Raw genomic sequence first — 16687 nt, 5'->3', positions numbered from 1 at the left:
TTCGCCGTGCGCTGGCTCAGGATCGCCATCGGTTTTACTGTCAGCCTGCTGACGCTGCTCTGCCTGCTCCCGGCCCAGGCCGCCGCGCAAGGCAGTGGCTGGGCAGTATTGCTTGATGAACAGGCCGACCTGCAGCTGAGCGACATCCGCTCCCCACGCTACACCAATCAATTCAGCCCCATCGAACTGGACCGCATCAGCGCCGCGCAACCGAACGGCGCGCTGTGGATACGTTTTAAGTTGCAACCCGGCAAGCACGAGCAAGTGCTGCGGGTATTTGCCCCGGATTTGTCCCACCTGAACCTCTATGTACTGGACGGCGATACTCTGGTGGAACAACAGAGCACCGGCACGCGCCAGCCCCAGACTGAGCGGCCGTTGCCCAGCAGCGACTTCATGCTGCCGATGCCCCAGAGCCAGAAACCGTTAGAGGTTTACCTGCGCCTGGTCTCGGAGCACGAACTGCGCCCGTATATCACCCTGGAACCGGCTGTGCTCGCCGCCGCCGACCAGACCCAGACGCTGATCTACGGCCTATTGTTCGGCTGCCTGCTGATGCTGATCCTGCACAACCTCACACGCTTCGCCTACCACCGCTCGCGCAGCAGCCTGTGGCTGGCGGCCTGCGAAGCGCTGTTGATGCTCAGCCTGGCGCTATTGCTGAACCTGATGGGCCCATGGCTGCCGAACTGGCATGCAATCCAGACACCGGGCGCCTACCTGGCGTTGCTGCTGACCGCGCCCTGCGGGCTGATGTTTGCCTACCGTTTCTTCATGCCTCTGGGCCCACATCCACTGAACAAGCTGTTGATGGCCGACATTCTGGTCATCGTGCTGTGCGGCCTGCTGCTGTTGTTCGTCAACACCCTGCCGCTGAACATCATCACGTACGCGCTGGTGGCCCTGGCTGGCTTGAGCATGCTGTTTATCTCGGCCTATCACTGGCAGAAAGGCTACCGCCCGGCACGCTTGTTCGTGGCGGCAATGGTGGTATTCAACATCGGTACGCTGATCATCCTGCCGGCGCTGCTTGGCCTGACGATGATTTCGCCCCAGGGCCTGATCGTCACGCTGCTGGCGTTCATCTGCCTCAGCGGCTTGTTGATGAGCCTGGCGTTGGGCGAACGCCAGCGCGCGCTTGTCGAGGCACGTTTCAGCCTCAGTCGCGACCTGGCAGCGAGCAATGCCGAGATCGCCGCCAAGGCCGAGTTCCTGGCCAAGATCAGCCACGAAATCCGTACCCCTATGAACGGCGTGCTAGGCATGACCGAGCTGCTGCTGGGCACGCCGCTGTCGGTGAAACAGCGCGACTACGTGCAAACCATCCACAGCGCGGGTAATGAACTGCTTACCCTGATCAACGAAATCCTCGACATCTCCAAGCTGGAGTCCGGCCAGATCGAACTGGACGACGTGCAGTTCGACCTCAACGCGCTGATCGAAGATTGCCTGAGCATCTTCCGCGCCAAGGCGGAACAGCAGAACGTCGAACTGATCAGCTTTATCCAGCCCCAGGTGCCCCGCGTGATCAGCGGGGACCCAACGCGCCTGCGTCAGGCCATGTTGAGCCTGCTGGAAAATGCCCTGCAAAAAACCGACGAAGGCGAAGTGCTGATCGTGGTTGCCCTGGACGACCGCAGCACCACGCCACGCCTGCGCATTGCCGTCCAGGACAGCGGCCTGCCGATGGAAGCGGCCGAGCGCGACGCCCTGCTGCACAGCGAACTGCACAGCAAGAATTTCTTCTCGGCCACCCGCTTGAACGGCCACTTGGGCCTGGTTATCGCCCGCCAGTTGATCCTGCTGATGAACGGCGAGTTCGGCATCAAGAGCGGCAGCCATCAGGGCAGCACCCTGTGGCTGACCTTGCCGCTGGACCCGGAACGCCTGGAACACCCGACCTCCGACCTCGACGGCCCGCTCAAAGGCGCGCGGGTGCTGGTGGTGGACGACAACGACACCTGCCGCAAAGTGCTGGTGCAGCAATGCTCGGCCTGGGGCCTTAACGTCAGCGCCGTGCCATCGGGCAAGGAAGCCCTGGCGTTACTGCGCACCAAGGCGCACCTGCGTGACTACTTCGACGTGGTGCTGCTGGACCAGAACATGCCCGGCATGACCGGCATGCAACTGGCGGCGAAGATCAAGGAAGACCCAAGCCTGAACCACGACATCCTGCTGATCATGCTCACCGGCATCAGCAATGCGCCGAGCAAGATCATCGCGCGCAATTGCGGGATCAAACGTATCCTCGCCAAGCCTGTCGCCGGTTACACACTCAAGACGACCTTGGCGGATGAACTGACCCAGCGCAGCAAGGGCAACGTGCAACCGCGCGCGGTACTCAACGCACCAGCCGCCGTCACCGTACCCAGCGATTTCCGCATCCTGGTGGCCGAAGACAACAGCATTTCCACCAAAGTGATCCGTGGCATGCTCGGTAAGCTCAACCTCAACCCGGACACCGCCAGCAACGGCGAAGAAGCGCTGGAGGCGATGAAAGCCCAGCGTTATGACCTGGTGTTGATGGACTGCGAAATGCCAATCCTCGATGGCTTCTCGGCGACTCAGCAACTGCGTGCGTGGGAAGTCAGCCACCAGCGCATTCGCACACCCGTGGTGGCGCTGACGGCGCATATCCTTTCGGAACATAAAGAGCGCGCACGCCAGGCTGGTATGGACGGGCACATGGCCAAGCCGGTGGAGTTGTCGCAGTTGCGTGAGTTGGTGGAGTTTTGGGTGGCGCAGCGTCAGCAGCGTCCAGAGCACGCGCCCTCCTGACTTGTAATGCAGTCCCCATGTAGGCGCGGGCTTGCTCGCTCCCACATTTGGTCTCTGTCGCCTGATAGACTCTCAACACTTTTTCCGCCCGCGAGCCACTCACATGCTCCACGTGTTATTCAGCGTCTACCTGAAAATGCTGGTGCTTTACAGCCCGTTCTTCGTGCTGTCCTGCTTTATCAGCCTCACTCGCGGCTACTCCAGCAAAGAGCGGCGGCGCTTGGCCTGGAAAGTGGCGCTGGCGACCCTGGTCTCGAGCGTGTTGCTCTACCTGTTCGGCCGGGTGATTTTCAGCGTGTTCGGCATCACCGTCGACGCCTTCCGCATCGGCGCCGGCAGTGTGCTGTTTATCTCGGCCCTGGGCATGGCCCAAGGCAAATCGGCTGTGCAGACCGACAACGTGCAGCAGGACGTGACCATCGTACCGCTGACCATTCCCCTCACCGTCGGCCCCGGCACCATTGGCGCACTGTTGGTGATGGGTGTGAGCCAGCCGCACTGGGATGACAAGCTCACCGCCATCCTCAGCATCGCCCTGGCCAGCCTCACGGTCGGCGTGGTGCTGTACCTGTCCAACCGTATCGAACGCATCCTCGGTGACCAGGGCTTGCAGATTGTCAGTCGGTTGATGGGGTTGTTTGTGTGCGCCTTGGCCGCGCAAATCATCTTTACCGGGGTGCGCGGCTACCTGGTGCCCTAGATCCGGTACTTGGCGATCGCCAGTTGCACCTTGTCACCCGCGCTCTCGCGCATCAATTGGAGAGTCTTTTCGTTGACCACCGAGGTATTCAGCACCAGGCACGTCTGCCCGCTGAAGGCCTCGAACGAAGAACTGTCCCACTCCAGGAATGGCAGCCCTACCTGTTTACTCACGCTTTGGGTGCTGTAGGTCACCAGCACCATCATCAATTCACCCTCTGTTTCGGCACAGGACGCCAGGCCGAAATCACCGCCTTGGTGTACCGCGCTGTTGCGTTTGAACAGCTCGAAATTCGCAGGCGTCTGCTTCAATGCCTCCAATGCATCGGCGGCCAATTTAGGCAAAGCCGCGAGCAACGCTGCCGACAATGACGTCGACGCCAACATGGCGCCGATGATATTCAACACCGCCAACTGCACGGTCAGCCCCTTGCCCGAACGTGAGACCCGCTCGAAACGGCTGCGCACCGGCAGCCAGCCCAAACCGACCATCACCTTGATAAATTCCTCGTACCAGACCTCGGTACCGCGCTGGATTTTCAACACATCGCTGACGTAGCTGCTGGCCAGCAGATAGCTCTTGCGAATGTATTCCCGGTTCAGGCCCGACAGGCCATCGGCAAACGAAATCACGCTGTTGTTGACCACCGCCGCGTTGAAATCGTCCCTAGTGTCCAGCGGCAATGCCTTCAGCGTTCCTGGCGCTCCCGGCAGTTTGTAGGCAGCAATCAATTTGCGCCTTTTTGTACTGTTGATCCTTCTGTGATGTCGCTCCATTTTGATTCTCCACAAGCACCCCAATTCGGGGCTTATGTCCACCCTAGTCCACCCACCGACGGGCTTGCCAGACGACAAACATCCCTTGACGCACCTCGTCAAACCACCGCGTCCAGCAATCGCGCGGCGTAACGGGTGAGTTTCCAGACGTCGTCGCAAAAAAAAGAAAAAGCCCCGAACAACGCCAGGAAAATCCCTGGATCATTCGGAGCTTTCCGGCAACCTGCGGGCCGTTTTCAGCAGGCAGGTTTCTCGCCGTACCAGCGCGGTGTGTATACCCATTCACCGCCACCGGCACGGGGGAATGTGCAGGTGGTGGACGAGCCGATCAGCACCATGGTGCGCATGTCCACTTGGTCCGGCGTCAGTTGCCCCAACGTGGTGACACGCAAGGTCTGCCCCGGACGGCCAATATCGCGGCCCAGCACCACCGGCGTGTGCGGCGTGCGATGCAGCGCGACGATTTCCAGGGCACGCCCCAGTTGCCACGGCCGCGAACGGGAAATCGGGTTGTAGAACGCCAGGGCGAGATCGGCCTGGGACGCCAGGTCCAGGCGCTTTTCGATGATCGACCAGGGTTTTAGGTTGTCCGACAGCGACATCACGCAGAAGTCATGGCCCAACGGCGCACCGGCCTGGGCGGCGGTGGCCAGGGAGGCCGAGACGCCGGGCAGGATTTCCAGGTCGACCTGATGCCAGGCCGGGTCGCTGGACTCGTGCAAGGCCTCGATTACCGCGGCGGCCATGGCAAATACGCCAGGGTCGCCGGACGACACCACCACCACCGAACGGCCCTGCGCGGCCAACTCGAAGGCGTGGCGCGCACGCTGCATTTCTTCGCGGTTGTCGGTGCAGTGCTGCACCTGATCGTCGCGGAACGGCCCGGCCATGCGCACGTAGGTTCCGTAGCCAAGCACGTCGGTGCAACGCGCCAGTTCGGCTTTCACCGCCGGCACCATCAATTCGGCAGCTCCAGGGCCCAGGCCGATCACGGCCAGTCGGCCACGGGGGCGACCGATTTGCGCCAAGTCCAGCGGTTGCTCGGCAACGTTGATGAGGATATCGGCGTTCTGGGTAACGCTGGCAAACCGCAGCGGTACGCCGAGCTCCAGAGCCGCTTCATGCAACGATGCTTCGGCCATCTGCGTATCACTGGCCAGCAAGCAGGCCAGGGATTGCACGGCGATACCCGCCTCATGCAATGCCCTGCGCACACGCTCACCCAACTGAGCGCCTGGCTTGCAGGTCACACATACATTCTTCGGATAGATCAGCAACTCATTGGCCGCCGGCGTGCGCTCGGCGCTGCCCACATGAATCGCCAGACGCGCCTGTTGATCCTGCGGCAAGTTGGCCTGCGCCAGCCAAGGCGCCGCGCCTTCGATGCGCACGCTTTCGCCGGCCAGCAGGTCCGAGACAAAACGCTTACCCAGCTCAAGATCCGCCAGTTCATACCCCGCGGGCGGATTGAGCAGGCAAGTGCCGAAACGCAACTCACCACTGGTGGTGATTGCAGCGGCAACGTTCAAGGCAGCGGCGATTTCGCGGGCCATGATATTCACCCCGCCAAGGCCACCGAGCAACGGCACTACAGCACTGCCGTCTTCGGCCACGGCCAGCACGGCAGGTTCTTCGCCTTTTTCCAGCAGTAATGGCGCCAGGGTGCGAATGACGATGCCGGCGGCGCACAGGGCAATCAGCGGCGTGCCTTGTTGATAGAGCTGGCGCAGGGTCGCGCCAAACTCGCTATAGGCCTGGTCAGCCCCTTCAACACGTGCGGCCAAGCCGTGGATCATTGCGCCAGGGTAAACCTGCTGGATCTGGCGAGCAGTGGCCAGGCTGCCCTGCCCCAGGATGACAATCGCCGGGCGCATCAACCTTGCCACCGTTCGCCAGGCACGATGATCAGCGAAAAGTACGGCGACGACATCGGCTCCACCTGGTCCAACGGCACGATTTTCTGGTTGGCCATGGTCGCGCGCTCCACATACAGCGCACGCCCGGCCAGGCCGAGTTCTGCGAGCACCAGACGCACTTTGGGGAAGTTACGGCCCAGCTTCATGATCACCGCCGCGTCGGCATCCGCCAGGCGACGCTTGAGGTCGTCATGTGGCAACACGCCTGACAACACCGACAGGCTCTGGTTGCGATACACCAACGGCGCACCCAGCACCGAGGCGCCACCTAGCATCGAGCACACCCCTGGGATGACTTGCGCTTCGTAGCGTTCGGCGAGACGGTCGTGCAGGTACATGTAGGAGCCGTAGAAGAACGGGTCACCTTCGCAGATCACCGCCACATCGCGGCCAGCGTCCAAATGCGTGGCGACGTCGGCACTGGCGGCGTCGTAGAAATCGCTGATCACTTGCTCGTAGGACATCGGCGCCGGCAGCGCTTCGGTGGTCACCGGGTACACCAGCGGCATCAGGGTCTGCTGCGGCACCAGGTGATCTTCGATGATGCCGAAGGCGTTGCCCTTCTTGCCCTTGGCCACGAAGTACGCCACGACAGGCGATTCGCGCAGCAGGCGCAGCGCCTTGAGGGTGATCAGTTCGGGATCACCGGGGCCAACGCCCAAGCCGATCAAACGTCCGCGTGCCTGCATTATTCGACCTCCGTGGCCAGGGCATTCACCGCTGCGGCGGCCATCGCACTGCCGCCCAGGCGGCCCTGCATGATCACGAATGGCACGCCGCGGCTGTCGGCGGCCAGCATCGCCTTGGATTCAGCGGCGCCCACGAAACCTACCGGGAAGCCGAGGATCAACGCCGGTTTCGGTGCGCCAGCATCGAGCATTTCCAGCAGGTAGAACAACGCGGTCGGCGCGTTGCCGATCACCACCACGCTGCCTTCCAAGTGCGGGCGCCAGAGTTCCAGGGCGGCAGCGGAACGGGTGTTGCCCAACGCCCGTGCCAGCTCCGGCACGCTGTCGTCACGCAGGGTGCAGATCACTTGATTGTTAGCCGGCAGGCGTGTGCGGGTCACGCCTTCGGACACCATCCGCGCATCACACAGAATCGGCGCGCCAGCGGCCAACGCATCGCGCCCGGCCTTGCCTGCGCCTTCGGAGAACTGCAGGCCGTCGATGGCATCGACCATGCCGCAGGCATGAATCACGCGCACCGCGAGTTTTTCCAGGTCGGCCGGGATGCGGTCCAACTTGGCTTCCGCGCGAATAATGGCGAAGGAGTTGCGATAGATCTCCTGACCGTCGCGGATGTAATCAATCATCGGTGTTGCTCCGTGGGCGAGCGCGCAGCAAGGCGCCCGTCGCTTCAATGGAAAGGTTGCGCGCGTGCAGCCGGCCGAAACCGGGATGGGCTGCTTCGCGGAAATAGAGGTCGTAGTGGCCGGGGCTCACGGCCAGCAATGTCACCGGCGCGACGTGCGCGGCGGCGCAGGAACGTGGGCAGCCGGACAGGTGCACGTCGTGATCAGGTTTCAGAGCGGCGAGTTGCACCGCATCAGCCTTGGTGTCGGCCAGGGCTTTGCCGCACCCCCTGGAACCGGTGCAGGCGGTCATGCGCGCCAGGGGTTGGTCGATGGAGCAGAGAAAGCCCAACTGCGCCAGGCGTTCGGTCACGGCGTGAGGTTTTTCGACGTAGGGCAGTAGCACACCCTGCCAGGGGGTGAATCGCAAGGTGCCGTCGCCGTACTCGCTGGCGAGTTGCGCGGCGCCGTTGAGCATCGTCGAATCCAGGCGACCCAGGGGTGCGATGGCGGCGACGTAGAACTGATTTTTTTGATCCTGTGGATAAGTGCCGAGGTGCAGCAAAGCGCCGCTGGGCCGGCGATGGAAGCTGTCGACTGGCAGCAGCGGCAGAGTTAGACGGCTCAGCAAAGTATCCACAGGCAGATGGCGCATTCGGGTCTGCTCTGGGGTAGCAAGGTCTAAAAATACTTCCAGCACGGCCACCACCAGCGCGTGGCCTTGCGTCAGAGGCACTGCCGCCAGCGGCGCATCCAGCCCCGGGCAACCGGCCAGGCCGAACGCGAGCAGCGTCTCACCATCGCGTACAAACGCCGAAAGCCACAGGTCATGGTGATGTTCGAGCATCGCCAGGGCCTCTGCGCCATCCAACTGCACAGCGAACTTGGCCGACAGCTCATGGAAACGTCGGTGGTTTTGCAGGGTGGCGAGGATCTGATCGGCCAGCGGGCGGGTGTCGAACAGCATCTGCGGGTCGATACCGGCGCTGGGGCTGAGCATCAGGTTGCGCACATCGTCGCCGGCGGCGTTGCTCGGGCCGAGATCGGCGGACAGCAGCATGGCAATCAACGCGTCCTGCTCGGCGCCGATCCCGCGAATCTGTAGGTTGGCGCGGTTGGTCGCCTCGATCACCCCACCCGCATAGGCCTGCGCCGCGTCGGCCACCGCGTGGGCTTGCGCTGCGGTGATTGATCCGCCAGCTAATTTGATCCGGCAAATGCCGCCGTCCAGCGCCTGGACAATACGCAGCAACCCCGGACAAGCCGAGGGGCGCAAGGTATTCACAGCGGGCGTCTGGTTCACGGGGCTACCGGTTCGCGGGTAAAGGCGCGGTATTATGCCTGCTTTGTCCGGCGGCATGAAAAGCCTGCCCGTCGGATGTCGTTCAAGGAATTCATATGTCGCCCTGGCTGACGGTTGTAGGCATCGGTGAAGACGGCTTCAAAGGGCTGGGCAGGAATGCCCGGCATGCCCTGTTGCGCGCCTCGCGGATTATAGGGGGTCAACGCCAGTTGGACCTGTTGCCGGTGTGTATTCGTGGCGAGCGCGAAATGTGGCCGAGTCCGTTCTCGCTGGAGCCTGTGCTGGCGCGGCGCGGCGAGCCTGTGTGTGTGCTGGCCAGTGGCGACCCGATGTTTTACGGCGTGGGGGCGAGTTTGGCGCGACAGGTGACGGCGGATGAGCTGCTGATTTTGCCAGCGCCTTCGTCGGTATCGATGGCGGCGGCGCGGTTGGGTTGGCCGTTGCAGGAGGTGGTGACGCTATCCGTGGTGGCGCGGCCGTTGGCGGCGTTGAAGGCGCACCTGGCCAGTGGTGTGCGCGTGTTGGTGTTGAGCAATGACGGGCGCAGCCCTGCGTTGATTGCCTCGTTGCTGAGTGAGTCCGGATTCGGCCCTAGCCGTTTGTCTGTGTTTGAACACCTGGGCGGCGCGAATGAGCGGCGTCTCGACGGGCTGGCGCAGTCGTGGGAGCACACCTCGGTCGCCGATTTGAATCTCGTCGCCATCGACTGCCTGGTGTCTGACGACACACGCCGCCTGTCGCGCCTCGCCGGCCTGCCGGATTCGGCGTTCAAACACGACGGCCAACTGACCAAACGCGATGTCCGCGCCATGACCCTCGCCCGCCTTGCGCCGATGCCCGGCGAATTACTGTGGGATGTGGGCGCGGGCAGCGGCTCCATCGGGATTGAATGGATGCGTGCACACCCGAGTTGCCGTGCGCTGGCGATTGAAGCCGACGAGGATCGCCAAGGCCTGATCGAACACAACCGCGACGCCCTTGGCGTGCCCGGCCTGCAACTGATTCGCGGCAAGGCCCCCGATGCGTTGCTCGACCTGGAAGCACCGGACGCCATCTTCATCGGCGGCGGCGTTACTCGCGAAGGCGTGCTCGACACCTGCTGGCAACACCTGCGTCCTGGCGGCCGGTTGGTCGCCAACGCAGTGACCCTGCAAAGTGAAATGACCTTGATGAACTGGCGCGTCCAGCATGGCGGCGAACTGACGCGCATCCATGTCGCTCAGGCTCAGCCGCTGGGGGAATTCGATACGTGGCGCCAGGCGTTGCCGATCACCTTGCTGGAAGTGGTCAAGCCGCGATGAAACGCATCCTGCTGCTGGGCGGCGTGACTGAAGCGCTGGCCATTGCACGTACCTTGGGCCCGGAGCATATCTACAGTTTGGCCGGCGTTGGCCGCGTGCCTACTGACCTGACCTGCCAAGTGCGGGTCGGCGGTTACGGTGGCGCTGAAGGTTTGGCGAAGTTTGTTCGGGATGAGGGGATTAGCCTGATGCTCGATGCGACCCATCCGTATGCCGCGCAGATCAGCCGCAATGCCGCCGAGGCTGCAAAGGTGTGCGGTGTACCGTGTTGGGCCCTGCGCCGACCGGCGTGGCGGCCGCAGGCGGGGGATGATTGGCGTGAGGTCAGTGATTGGACCGAATTGATCGAAGCGTTGAAGCCCTTCAAGCGCCCCCTTTTCACCGTGGGTCGCGAACCGCTGCAACACCTCGATGAAATCCCGCAGGACCAGTTCTGGACGCTGCGCGCGCTGGATGTGTATCCGGGCAATGAGCGGTGTGAAGTGATCGGGGCGCGTGGGCCGTTTTTGATCGAAGACGAACGGGCGTTGTTTGAGCGACGGCAGATCGATGTGTTGATCAGCAAGAACAGCGGCAGCACCGCGACCGAGCCGAAGCTGGAAGTGGCGCGGGAGCGCGGAGTACCGGTACTGGTGTTGAAGCGGCCCGTGCTGGCTCAAGTAGATCGGGAATTCCTGTCGCCTGATGAAACCCTCATCGCGTTGGCAAATTTCATTCAGTAAGTCAGGATCGCTCGCTTGCTTGATTAGTAACCTATTTGTTACCTTCAGGACGGCTAATGATTGAGATTGAAGAATACCGACGCGATAACCAGTCCAGCCCGTTCGATGGGTTGGACGAATACCGCATCGACTGGTGACCAGGCCTGCGAATCTATCTGATACAAGAAGCCCACCGATTAATCATCCTTTTCGGTGGTGGCGACAAGTCCAGTCAAAAACGCGATATCAAAGTCGTGAAGTCGCTGATCAATGAACATCAGCGTGACAAGAAATTGAAACAACAGAGGTAACCGACATGGCGCTCACCCGCAGCTACAAACACACCATCGCCGAACGTGCTCAGCGCGACCCTGAATTTGCCCAGGCTCTCCTTGATGAGGCTGCTACGTTGTTTCTCAATGGTGAGCCGGAAGTTTCACGTGTCATTCTGCGTGATCTGGTCAACGCCACAGTAGGCTTTGAAGGCCTTGCGAAAGAAACGGCCAAACCGAGTAAAAGCCTGCACCGAATGCTGTCGGCCAGTGGCAATCCAAGCATGGATAACCTCGCGGCAATTTTTGCGGTGATTAGAAAAGCCCTGGGTGTTGATATGCAGGTCCACGGAGTTCGCACTGCATAATTTGCGACTCTACGTCACCCATTGTGTCGACGCTACAGATTGCTCTTAAGCCATTAAAAAATGCGCAGATCCCGATGCCATCACAGGCAAGCAAGCTCCCACTGGTTTGCGCAGTGCCTTGAGCATCGCGCCTAATCTGCAAAAATTGGCAATCCGTGGTTCCCGTCTATCCTGTAACCAGTCACTGCGACACCAAACCACACCCACACTTTTTACTTATCCCCACCGATCAGGCTAAATATCCCCCTGATCGTTTAACCCTACGGATTATCCGCCATGGCCCGTCAACGCTTTGCAATCGCCTGGATCGCCTGCCTGGCAGTGCTGTTCAACGCCTTTGCCATGCCGATGGTCAGCGCGATGCAGCAATCAGACGATCCGATCAAACGCTTGATGTGGGGCAGTTTCTGCTCCTCCAATGGTGCCAGCCTGAAGACCATCGCCCTGGGCAAGCTGGAAATTCCGGCGCCGCAACAGGACGATCACTCCGCCATGCAGCATTGCTGGTATTGCTCGGGCTCGGCGCCGTTGGTGGCGTTGCCGGGGCATGTGCCGCAGTTGTATGTCACGCGGTTCGAGGCGGTGCAAAGCCTGCCGCCGCCCCAGCTGCAATACCCTACCCCGCGCCAGCAATGGCCGAGCCTCAACCCCCGCGCGTCTCCAACGGTCTGATCCTTCGCAAGTGAACAGCGTTTAGAACCGTTCTGGAGAACTGCCATGCTTAAATCTTCCCTGCTTCTGGCCGCGTTGTTGCTGCCGGTGTTCAGTGCTGCCAATGCCGATGACTACACGGCCGGCGACTTGCTGGTCAGCGACCCCTGGTCCCAGGAGTTGCCGCCCAACGCGCCGACTGTCGCGGCGTATTTCGTGATTCATAACACCGGAGTGACCCCGGACCGTCTGCTCAGCGTCGAGACACCGGTGGCCGACAAGGCCGAGCTGCATGAGCATGTGATGCAGGGCGACTTGATGAAGATGCAGCAGGTGCCCAGCGTCGCCGTCCCCGCCAAGGGCGAGCTGACCTTTGCGCCGATGGCGTATCACGTGATGCTACTGGGCCTTAAGGATCGCAGCCTGTTGGCCGACGGCAAGCAATTCCCGCTGACCCTGACCTTCGAAAAGGCCGGCAAGGTCGAGGTGCAAGTGTCGGTACAGAAAGTGCCACCAATGGCCACACACGCGCATAAACACGCCCAATAGGCAGACTCCAGATGGGCGCCCCTCGCGCCAGGCTGTCTCCACGCCACCGCGTAATGCGCGGCAGTTGGATCAGCCTGTTCGCCATGCTGATGATCTTTATCGGTCCGCTGATTTCCCAAGCGATGCCGATGGATCATCACGCCGGTATGTCGATGAGCATGTCGATGGACATGCCAGGCGACCATGGCGATTCCCATCACAAAACGGCCCCTGAAGAACACCACGCACTCTGGGCAAAGTGCGGCTATTGCGACCTGCTCTTCAGCTGCCCCGCCCTGCCCGGCAGCGTTTCTCACGTCACCCTAGGCACACCGCCGCCAGCCAACGCCCTCGTCCCCGCAACGCGCCTGGGCCACGCCCGGCAGAGCATCTTCCCCGGCGCCCGCAGCCGCGCGCCGCCCATCGCTTCGTAAGCACTTCACACCGTTACTTCACCCCGGCCGACTTTAGACAGACAGCCGCAGGCTGCTGGCCGTGTTGTTTACGATTGATTGATGGAATTTTTCATGTCCAGGTTTTCTGCTGACACCCGTTTGGGAAGCACGCCTGTGTTCGCCGTTCTATGCGGCGCACTCCTGGCTCCACAGGCGTATGCCGATGAGCATGCTGAGCACGAGCTCAGCCCCACCGTGATCACCGCAATCGCTCCCAGCTCGCCGTTGACCGTGGTCACCAACCCCAAGGACCCGCGCCAACCCGTGCCCGCCAGTGACGGCGGTGACTACCTCAAGACCATCCCAGGCTTCGCGCTGGTGCGCAACGGCGGCACCAATGGCGACCCGGTGCTGCGCGGGATGTTCGGCTCACGCCTGAATATCCTCACCAATGGCAGCATGATGCTCGGCGCCTGCCCCGGCCGCATGGATGCGCCGACCTCGTACATCTCGCCGGAAACCTACGACAAGCTCACCGTGATCAAAGGCCCGCAAACCGTGCTCTGGGGCCCCGGCGCATCCGCTGGCACCGTGCTGTTCGAGCGCGAGCCGGAGCAGTTCGGCGAGTTGGGCACGCGCCTCAACGCCAGTGTGCTGGCCGGTTCCAACGGACGCTTCGACAAGGTCATCGATGCCGCAGCCGGTGGGCCGCTGGGCTATGTACGGGTAATCGGCAACCAGGCGCATGCCGATGACTACAAGGACGGCAATAACGACACCGTCGCCTCGCGCTATGACAAGTGGAACGGTGATGTAGCGGTCGGTTTCACCCCCGACGCCGACACGCTGCTCGAACTCACCGCCGGCCGTGGCGATGGCGAGGCACGCTACGCCGGGCGCGGCATGGACGGCTCGCAGTTCCTGCGCGAAAGCCTGGGGCTGCGTTTCGAAAAATCCAACATCGGCGACGTGCTGGATAAGGTCGAGGCCCAGGTCTACTACAACTACGCTGACCACGTGATGGACAACTACAGCCTGCGCACACCGTCGGGCACCGGCATGATGGCCGGGCCGATGGCCTCCAACGTCGACCGGCGTACCCTTGGCGCGCGGATCAAGGCCACCTGGCGCTGGGCCGATGTGCAACTGATCAGCGGCCTGGACGCGCAGACCAACGAACACCGCCAGCGCAGCAGCATGGGCATCGACACCTACAAGGATTTGCCCAAGGTCAAGGATGCCAACTTCCACAACTACGGCGTGTTCGGCGAACTCACGTGGTACGCCGCCGACCGCGACCGCCTGATCACTGGCGCACGCCTGGATCGTGCCTCGGCCAAGGACTTCCGGCAAACCACCGGCTCCGGCATGAGCACTCGCGCCAATCCGACCGCCGACGACACCCGCGCCGACACCTTGCCATCGGGCTTCGTGCGTTATGAACACGACCTGGCCGACAGCCCTACCACCCTCTACGCGGGCCTGGGCCACTCGGAGCGTTTTCCGGATTATTGGGAGCTGTTTTCACCCAACACCGGTGCGGCTGGTTCGGCGAATGCCTTTGACGGTGTAAAGCCGGAGAAAACCACCCAGCTCGACTTCGGCGCGCAATACAAAGCCGAGGCGCTTGAAGCCTGGGCCTCGGGCTACATCGGCCGGGTGCAGGACTTCATCCTGTTCGACTACCGGCCAGGGATGATGGGCACGACTTCCCAGGCGCGCAACGTCGACGCTCGCATCATGGGCGGCGAACTGGGCGCGGCGTACAAGCTGACGCGCAACTGGAAAGCCGACGCCACACTCGCCTACGCCTGGGGCAAGAACAGCAGCGATGGCAAGGCGCTGCCGCAAATGCCGCCGCTGGACACACGCCTGGGCCTCACCTACAGCGAGGATGACTGGAGTGCCGGCGCCTTGTGGCGCGTGGTCGCCGCGCAAAATCGCATCGACCAGAACAAGGGCAACGTGGTCGGCAAGGACTTCGACAAGAGCGCCGGCTTCGGCGTGTTCTCGTTGAACGCGGCGTACCGCATCAACAAGCACTTCAAGGTCAGCACCGGCGTCGACAACCTGTTTGGCAAGGCCTACGCCGAGCACTTGAACCTGGCCGGCAACGCCGGGTTCGGCTACCCGACCAATGACCCGCAGGCCATCAAGGAGCCTGGTCGCACCCTGTGGACCAAGGTGGACATGAGCTTCTAAAAGCCTCGCGAGCAAGCCCGCTCCCACAGTTGGAATGCATTTCAAATGTAGGAGCGGGCTTGCTCGCGAAGGCGGCACAACTGACAAAAACTTTTAAAGCCTTTGCGGAGCACCTGATGAGCACTCAAAAAATCTCCTTTTACAACCTGGCCTGGCGCTGGCACTTCTACGCCGGCCTCTTCGTCGCCCCTTTCATGGTGCTGCTGGCCCTCACCGGCATCATCTACCTGTTCAAACCCCAGCTTGACCCGCTGATGTACGGCAACCTGCTCACCGTGCCAGCCGCCGAACACGCCCTGAGCGCCGACGAACAACTGCAACGCGCCAAGGCCGCTTACCCTCAGGGCTCAATCAGCAAATACCTGCCGCCGGCCAACGCCACCAGCAGCGCGCAGTTCGTGATGCATAACGGCGGCCGCGAAGTAACGGTGTTCGTCGACCCGTATCGCGGCACCGTGCTCGGTGAGCAGGACTCGAAATACAACCTGCAAGCCATCGCCCGTGCGCTGCACGGCGAGCTGATGATCGGCACCGTCGGCGACCGTCTGGTGGAACTCGCCGCCGGCTGGGGGGTGATGCTGGTGGTATCGGGCCTGTACCTGTGGTGGCCGCGCGGCACGTCTTCGGCAGGCGTTTTGTGGCCGCGTTTCAGCCGTCGTGGCCGGGTGTTCTGGCGCGACATGCATGCGGTCACCGGCTTCTGGGGCGCGTCACTGTTGCTGGTGATGCTGCTCAGCGGCATGACCTGGACCGGCTTCTGGGGCAAGCAATACGCTGACTTGTGGAACACATTCCCGGCGGCCATGTGGAACGACGTGCCGCAGTCCGATCAACAGGCGCGCGTGCTCAACACCGCCACTCAACAGACCGTGCCCTGGGCCCTGGAAAACACCCCGATGCCCATGTCCGGCGACCACGCCGAGCACATGAACCACGGCGCGATGCACTCAGCGCCGGCAGCGCCGACCCTGCGCCTGCAACAGGTGGTCGACCTGGCCACCGCGCGCAAGGTCGAGCCCGGCTACAGCATCACCTTCCCTACCACCGCCGAAGGCGTGTTCACCCTTTCGGTGTTCGCCGACGACCCGCGCAACGACGCCACCCTGCATGTGGACCAGTACACTGGCAAGGTGCTCGCCGATGTGCGTTGGGCGCACTACAACCTGGTCGCCCGCGCCACCGAAACTGGCGTGATGCTGCACGAAGGCAAGATGTTCGGCCCGATCAACCAGATCATCGTGTTGCTGATCTGCCTGATGATCCTGCTCAGCGCCGTCAGCGGTGTGGTGATCTGGTGGAAGCGTCGACCACAGGGCGGCCTGGGGGTTCCGCCGTTACGCCATGACCTGCCGAAATGGAAAACCGCGATGGTGATCATGCTCGGGCTGGCGATCATTTTTCCGCTGGTGGGTGCATCGCTGATCGTCGTGTGGGCGCTGGATCGCCTGGTGCTGTCACGCTTTTTTGGCCAGCATCAACCTATCTCAGGTTCACGATGAAGC

15 protein-coding genes and 1 pseudogene are annotated in these 16687 nt (G+C 62.2%); 11 read left to right on the top strand and 5 right to left on the bottom strand.

The window, feature by feature from the left end:
- Positions 1-6 precede the first annotated feature (6 nt).
- Entirely contained in the window at positions 7-2778 is a 2772-nt protein-coding gene (locus AACY08_RS23035; RefSeq protein ID WP_339471537.1) for a hybrid sensor histidine kinase/response regulator, read from the top strand.
- Positions 2779-2881: 103 nt separating this feature from the next.
- Complete coding sequence (locus tag AACY08_RS23030) at positions 2882-3478, top strand: MarC family protein (RefSeq protein ID WP_003171467.1); 597 nt, start codon at positions 2882-2884, stop codon at positions 3476-3478.
- Here AACY08_RS23030 and AACY08_RS23025 read toward each other — a convergent pair.
- The 5 genes from AACY08_RS23025 to cobG all read right to left on the bottom strand — a co-directional run bounded on the left by AACY08_RS23025 (position 3475) and on the right by cobG (position 8824).
- Complete coding sequence (locus AACY08_RS23025; protein ID WP_339471536.1) at positions 3475-4254, bottom strand: hypothetical protein; 780 nt, start codon at positions 4252-4254, stop codon at positions 3475-3477. The two genes, AACY08_RS23030 and AACY08_RS23025, sit on opposite strands and share 4 nt — an antisense overlap.
- Positions 4255-4490: 236 nt before the next feature.
- Positions 4491-6128 (bottom strand): precorrin-3B C(17)-methyltransferase, encoded by a 1638-nt coding sequence (gene cobJ / locus AACY08_RS23020; protein ID WP_339471535.1) that lies wholly within the window; start codon positions 6126-6128, stop codon positions 4491-4493.
- A complete protein-coding gene (locus AACY08_RS23015) occupies positions 6128-6859 on the bottom strand; it encodes a precorrin-2 C(20)-methyltransferase (RefSeq protein ID WP_339471534.1) in 732 nt (243 codons plus the stop codon). The genes cobJ and AACY08_RS23015 overlap by 1 nt, the downstream gene beginning before the upstream one ends.
- Complete coding sequence (locus tag AACY08_RS23010; RefSeq protein WP_065874298.1) at positions 6859-7485, bottom strand: precorrin-8X methylmutase; 627 nt, start codon at positions 7483-7485, stop codon at positions 6859-6861. Before AACY08_RS23010 ends, AACY08_RS23015 begins: the two co-directional genes overlap by 1 nt.
- Entirely contained in the window at positions 7478-8824 is a 1347-nt protein-coding gene (gene cobG / locus AACY08_RS23005) for a precorrin-3B synthase (protein WP_339471533.1), read from the bottom strand. The genes AACY08_RS23010 and cobG overlap by 8 nt, the downstream gene beginning before the upstream one ends.
- Positions 8825-8862: 38 nt before the next feature.
- Between cobG and cbiE the strand changes: the two genes are divergently transcribed.
- The 9 genes and pseudogenes from cbiE to AACY08_RS22960 all read left to right on the top strand — a co-directional run bounded on the left by cbiE (position 8863) and on the right by AACY08_RS22960 (position 16684).
- Positions 8863-10068, top strand: a complete 1206-nt coding sequence (gene cbiE, locus AACY08_RS23000) for a precorrin-6y C5,15-methyltransferase (decarboxylating) subunit CbiE (RefSeq protein ID WP_339471532.1) — start codon at positions 8863-8865, stop codon at positions 10066-10068.
- Positions 10065-10790 carry a cobalt-precorrin-6A reductase gene (locus AACY08_RS22995; RefSeq protein ID WP_339471531.1) on the top strand — a complete coding sequence of 242 codons (726 nt, stop codon included), beginning with the start codon at positions 10065-10067 and terminating at the stop codon, positions 10788-10790. Before cbiE ends, AACY08_RS22995 begins: the two co-directional genes overlap by 4 nt.
- Positions 10791-10846: 56 nt before the next feature.
- Positions 10847-11080: pseudogene (locus AACY08_RS22990) on the top strand (type II toxin-antitoxin system RelE/ParE family toxin).
- Between the two features lie 5 nt (positions 11081-11085).
- Positions 11086-11409, top strand: a complete 324-nt coding sequence (locus tag AACY08_RS22985; RefSeq protein WP_339471530.1) for a helix-turn-helix domain-containing transcriptional regulator — start codon at positions 11086-11088, stop codon at positions 11407-11409.
- 276 nt (positions 11410-11685) lie between these two features.
- Complete coding sequence (locus AACY08_RS22980; RefSeq protein ID WP_339471529.1) at positions 11686-12081, top strand: DUF2946 domain-containing protein; 396 nt, start codon at positions 11686-11688, stop codon at positions 12079-12081.
- Positions 12082-12126: 45 nt separating this feature from the next.
- Positions 12127-12609 carry a copper chaperone PCu(A)C gene (locus tag AACY08_RS22975; RefSeq protein ID WP_339471528.1) on the top strand — a complete coding sequence of 161 codons (483 nt, stop codon included), beginning with the start codon at positions 12127-12129 and terminating at the stop codon, positions 12607-12609.
- A gap of 11 nt (positions 12610-12620) precedes the next feature.
- Positions 12621-13022 carry a DUF2946 domain-containing protein gene (locus AACY08_RS22970; protein WP_339471527.1) on the top strand — a complete coding sequence of 134 codons (402 nt, stop codon included), beginning with the start codon at positions 12621-12623 and terminating at the stop codon, positions 13020-13022.
- Positions 13023-13115: 93 nt separating this feature from the next.
- A complete protein-coding gene (locus AACY08_RS22965) occupies positions 13116-15185 on the top strand; it encodes a TonB-dependent copper receptor (protein ID WP_339471526.1) in 2070 nt (689 codons plus the stop codon).
- 116 nt (positions 15186-15301) lie between these two features.
- Positions 15302-16684: a PepSY-associated TM helix domain-containing protein gene (locus AACY08_RS22960; RefSeq protein WP_339471525.1), complete on the top strand. Its 1383-nt coding sequence runs from the start codon at positions 15302-15304 to the stop codon at positions 16682-16684.
- Positions 16685-16687 lie beyond the last annotated feature (3 nt).

Source organism: Pseudomonas sp. EL_65y_Pfl1_R83 (assembly GCF_963970695.1).
Lineage (GTDB): Bacteria > Pseudomonadota > Gammaproteobacteria > Pseudomonadales > Pseudomonadaceae > Aquipseudomonas > Aquipseudomonas tritici.
Note: the sequence above shows the minus strand (reverse complement) of the source record. Positions and strands in the feature narration are given on the sequence as shown.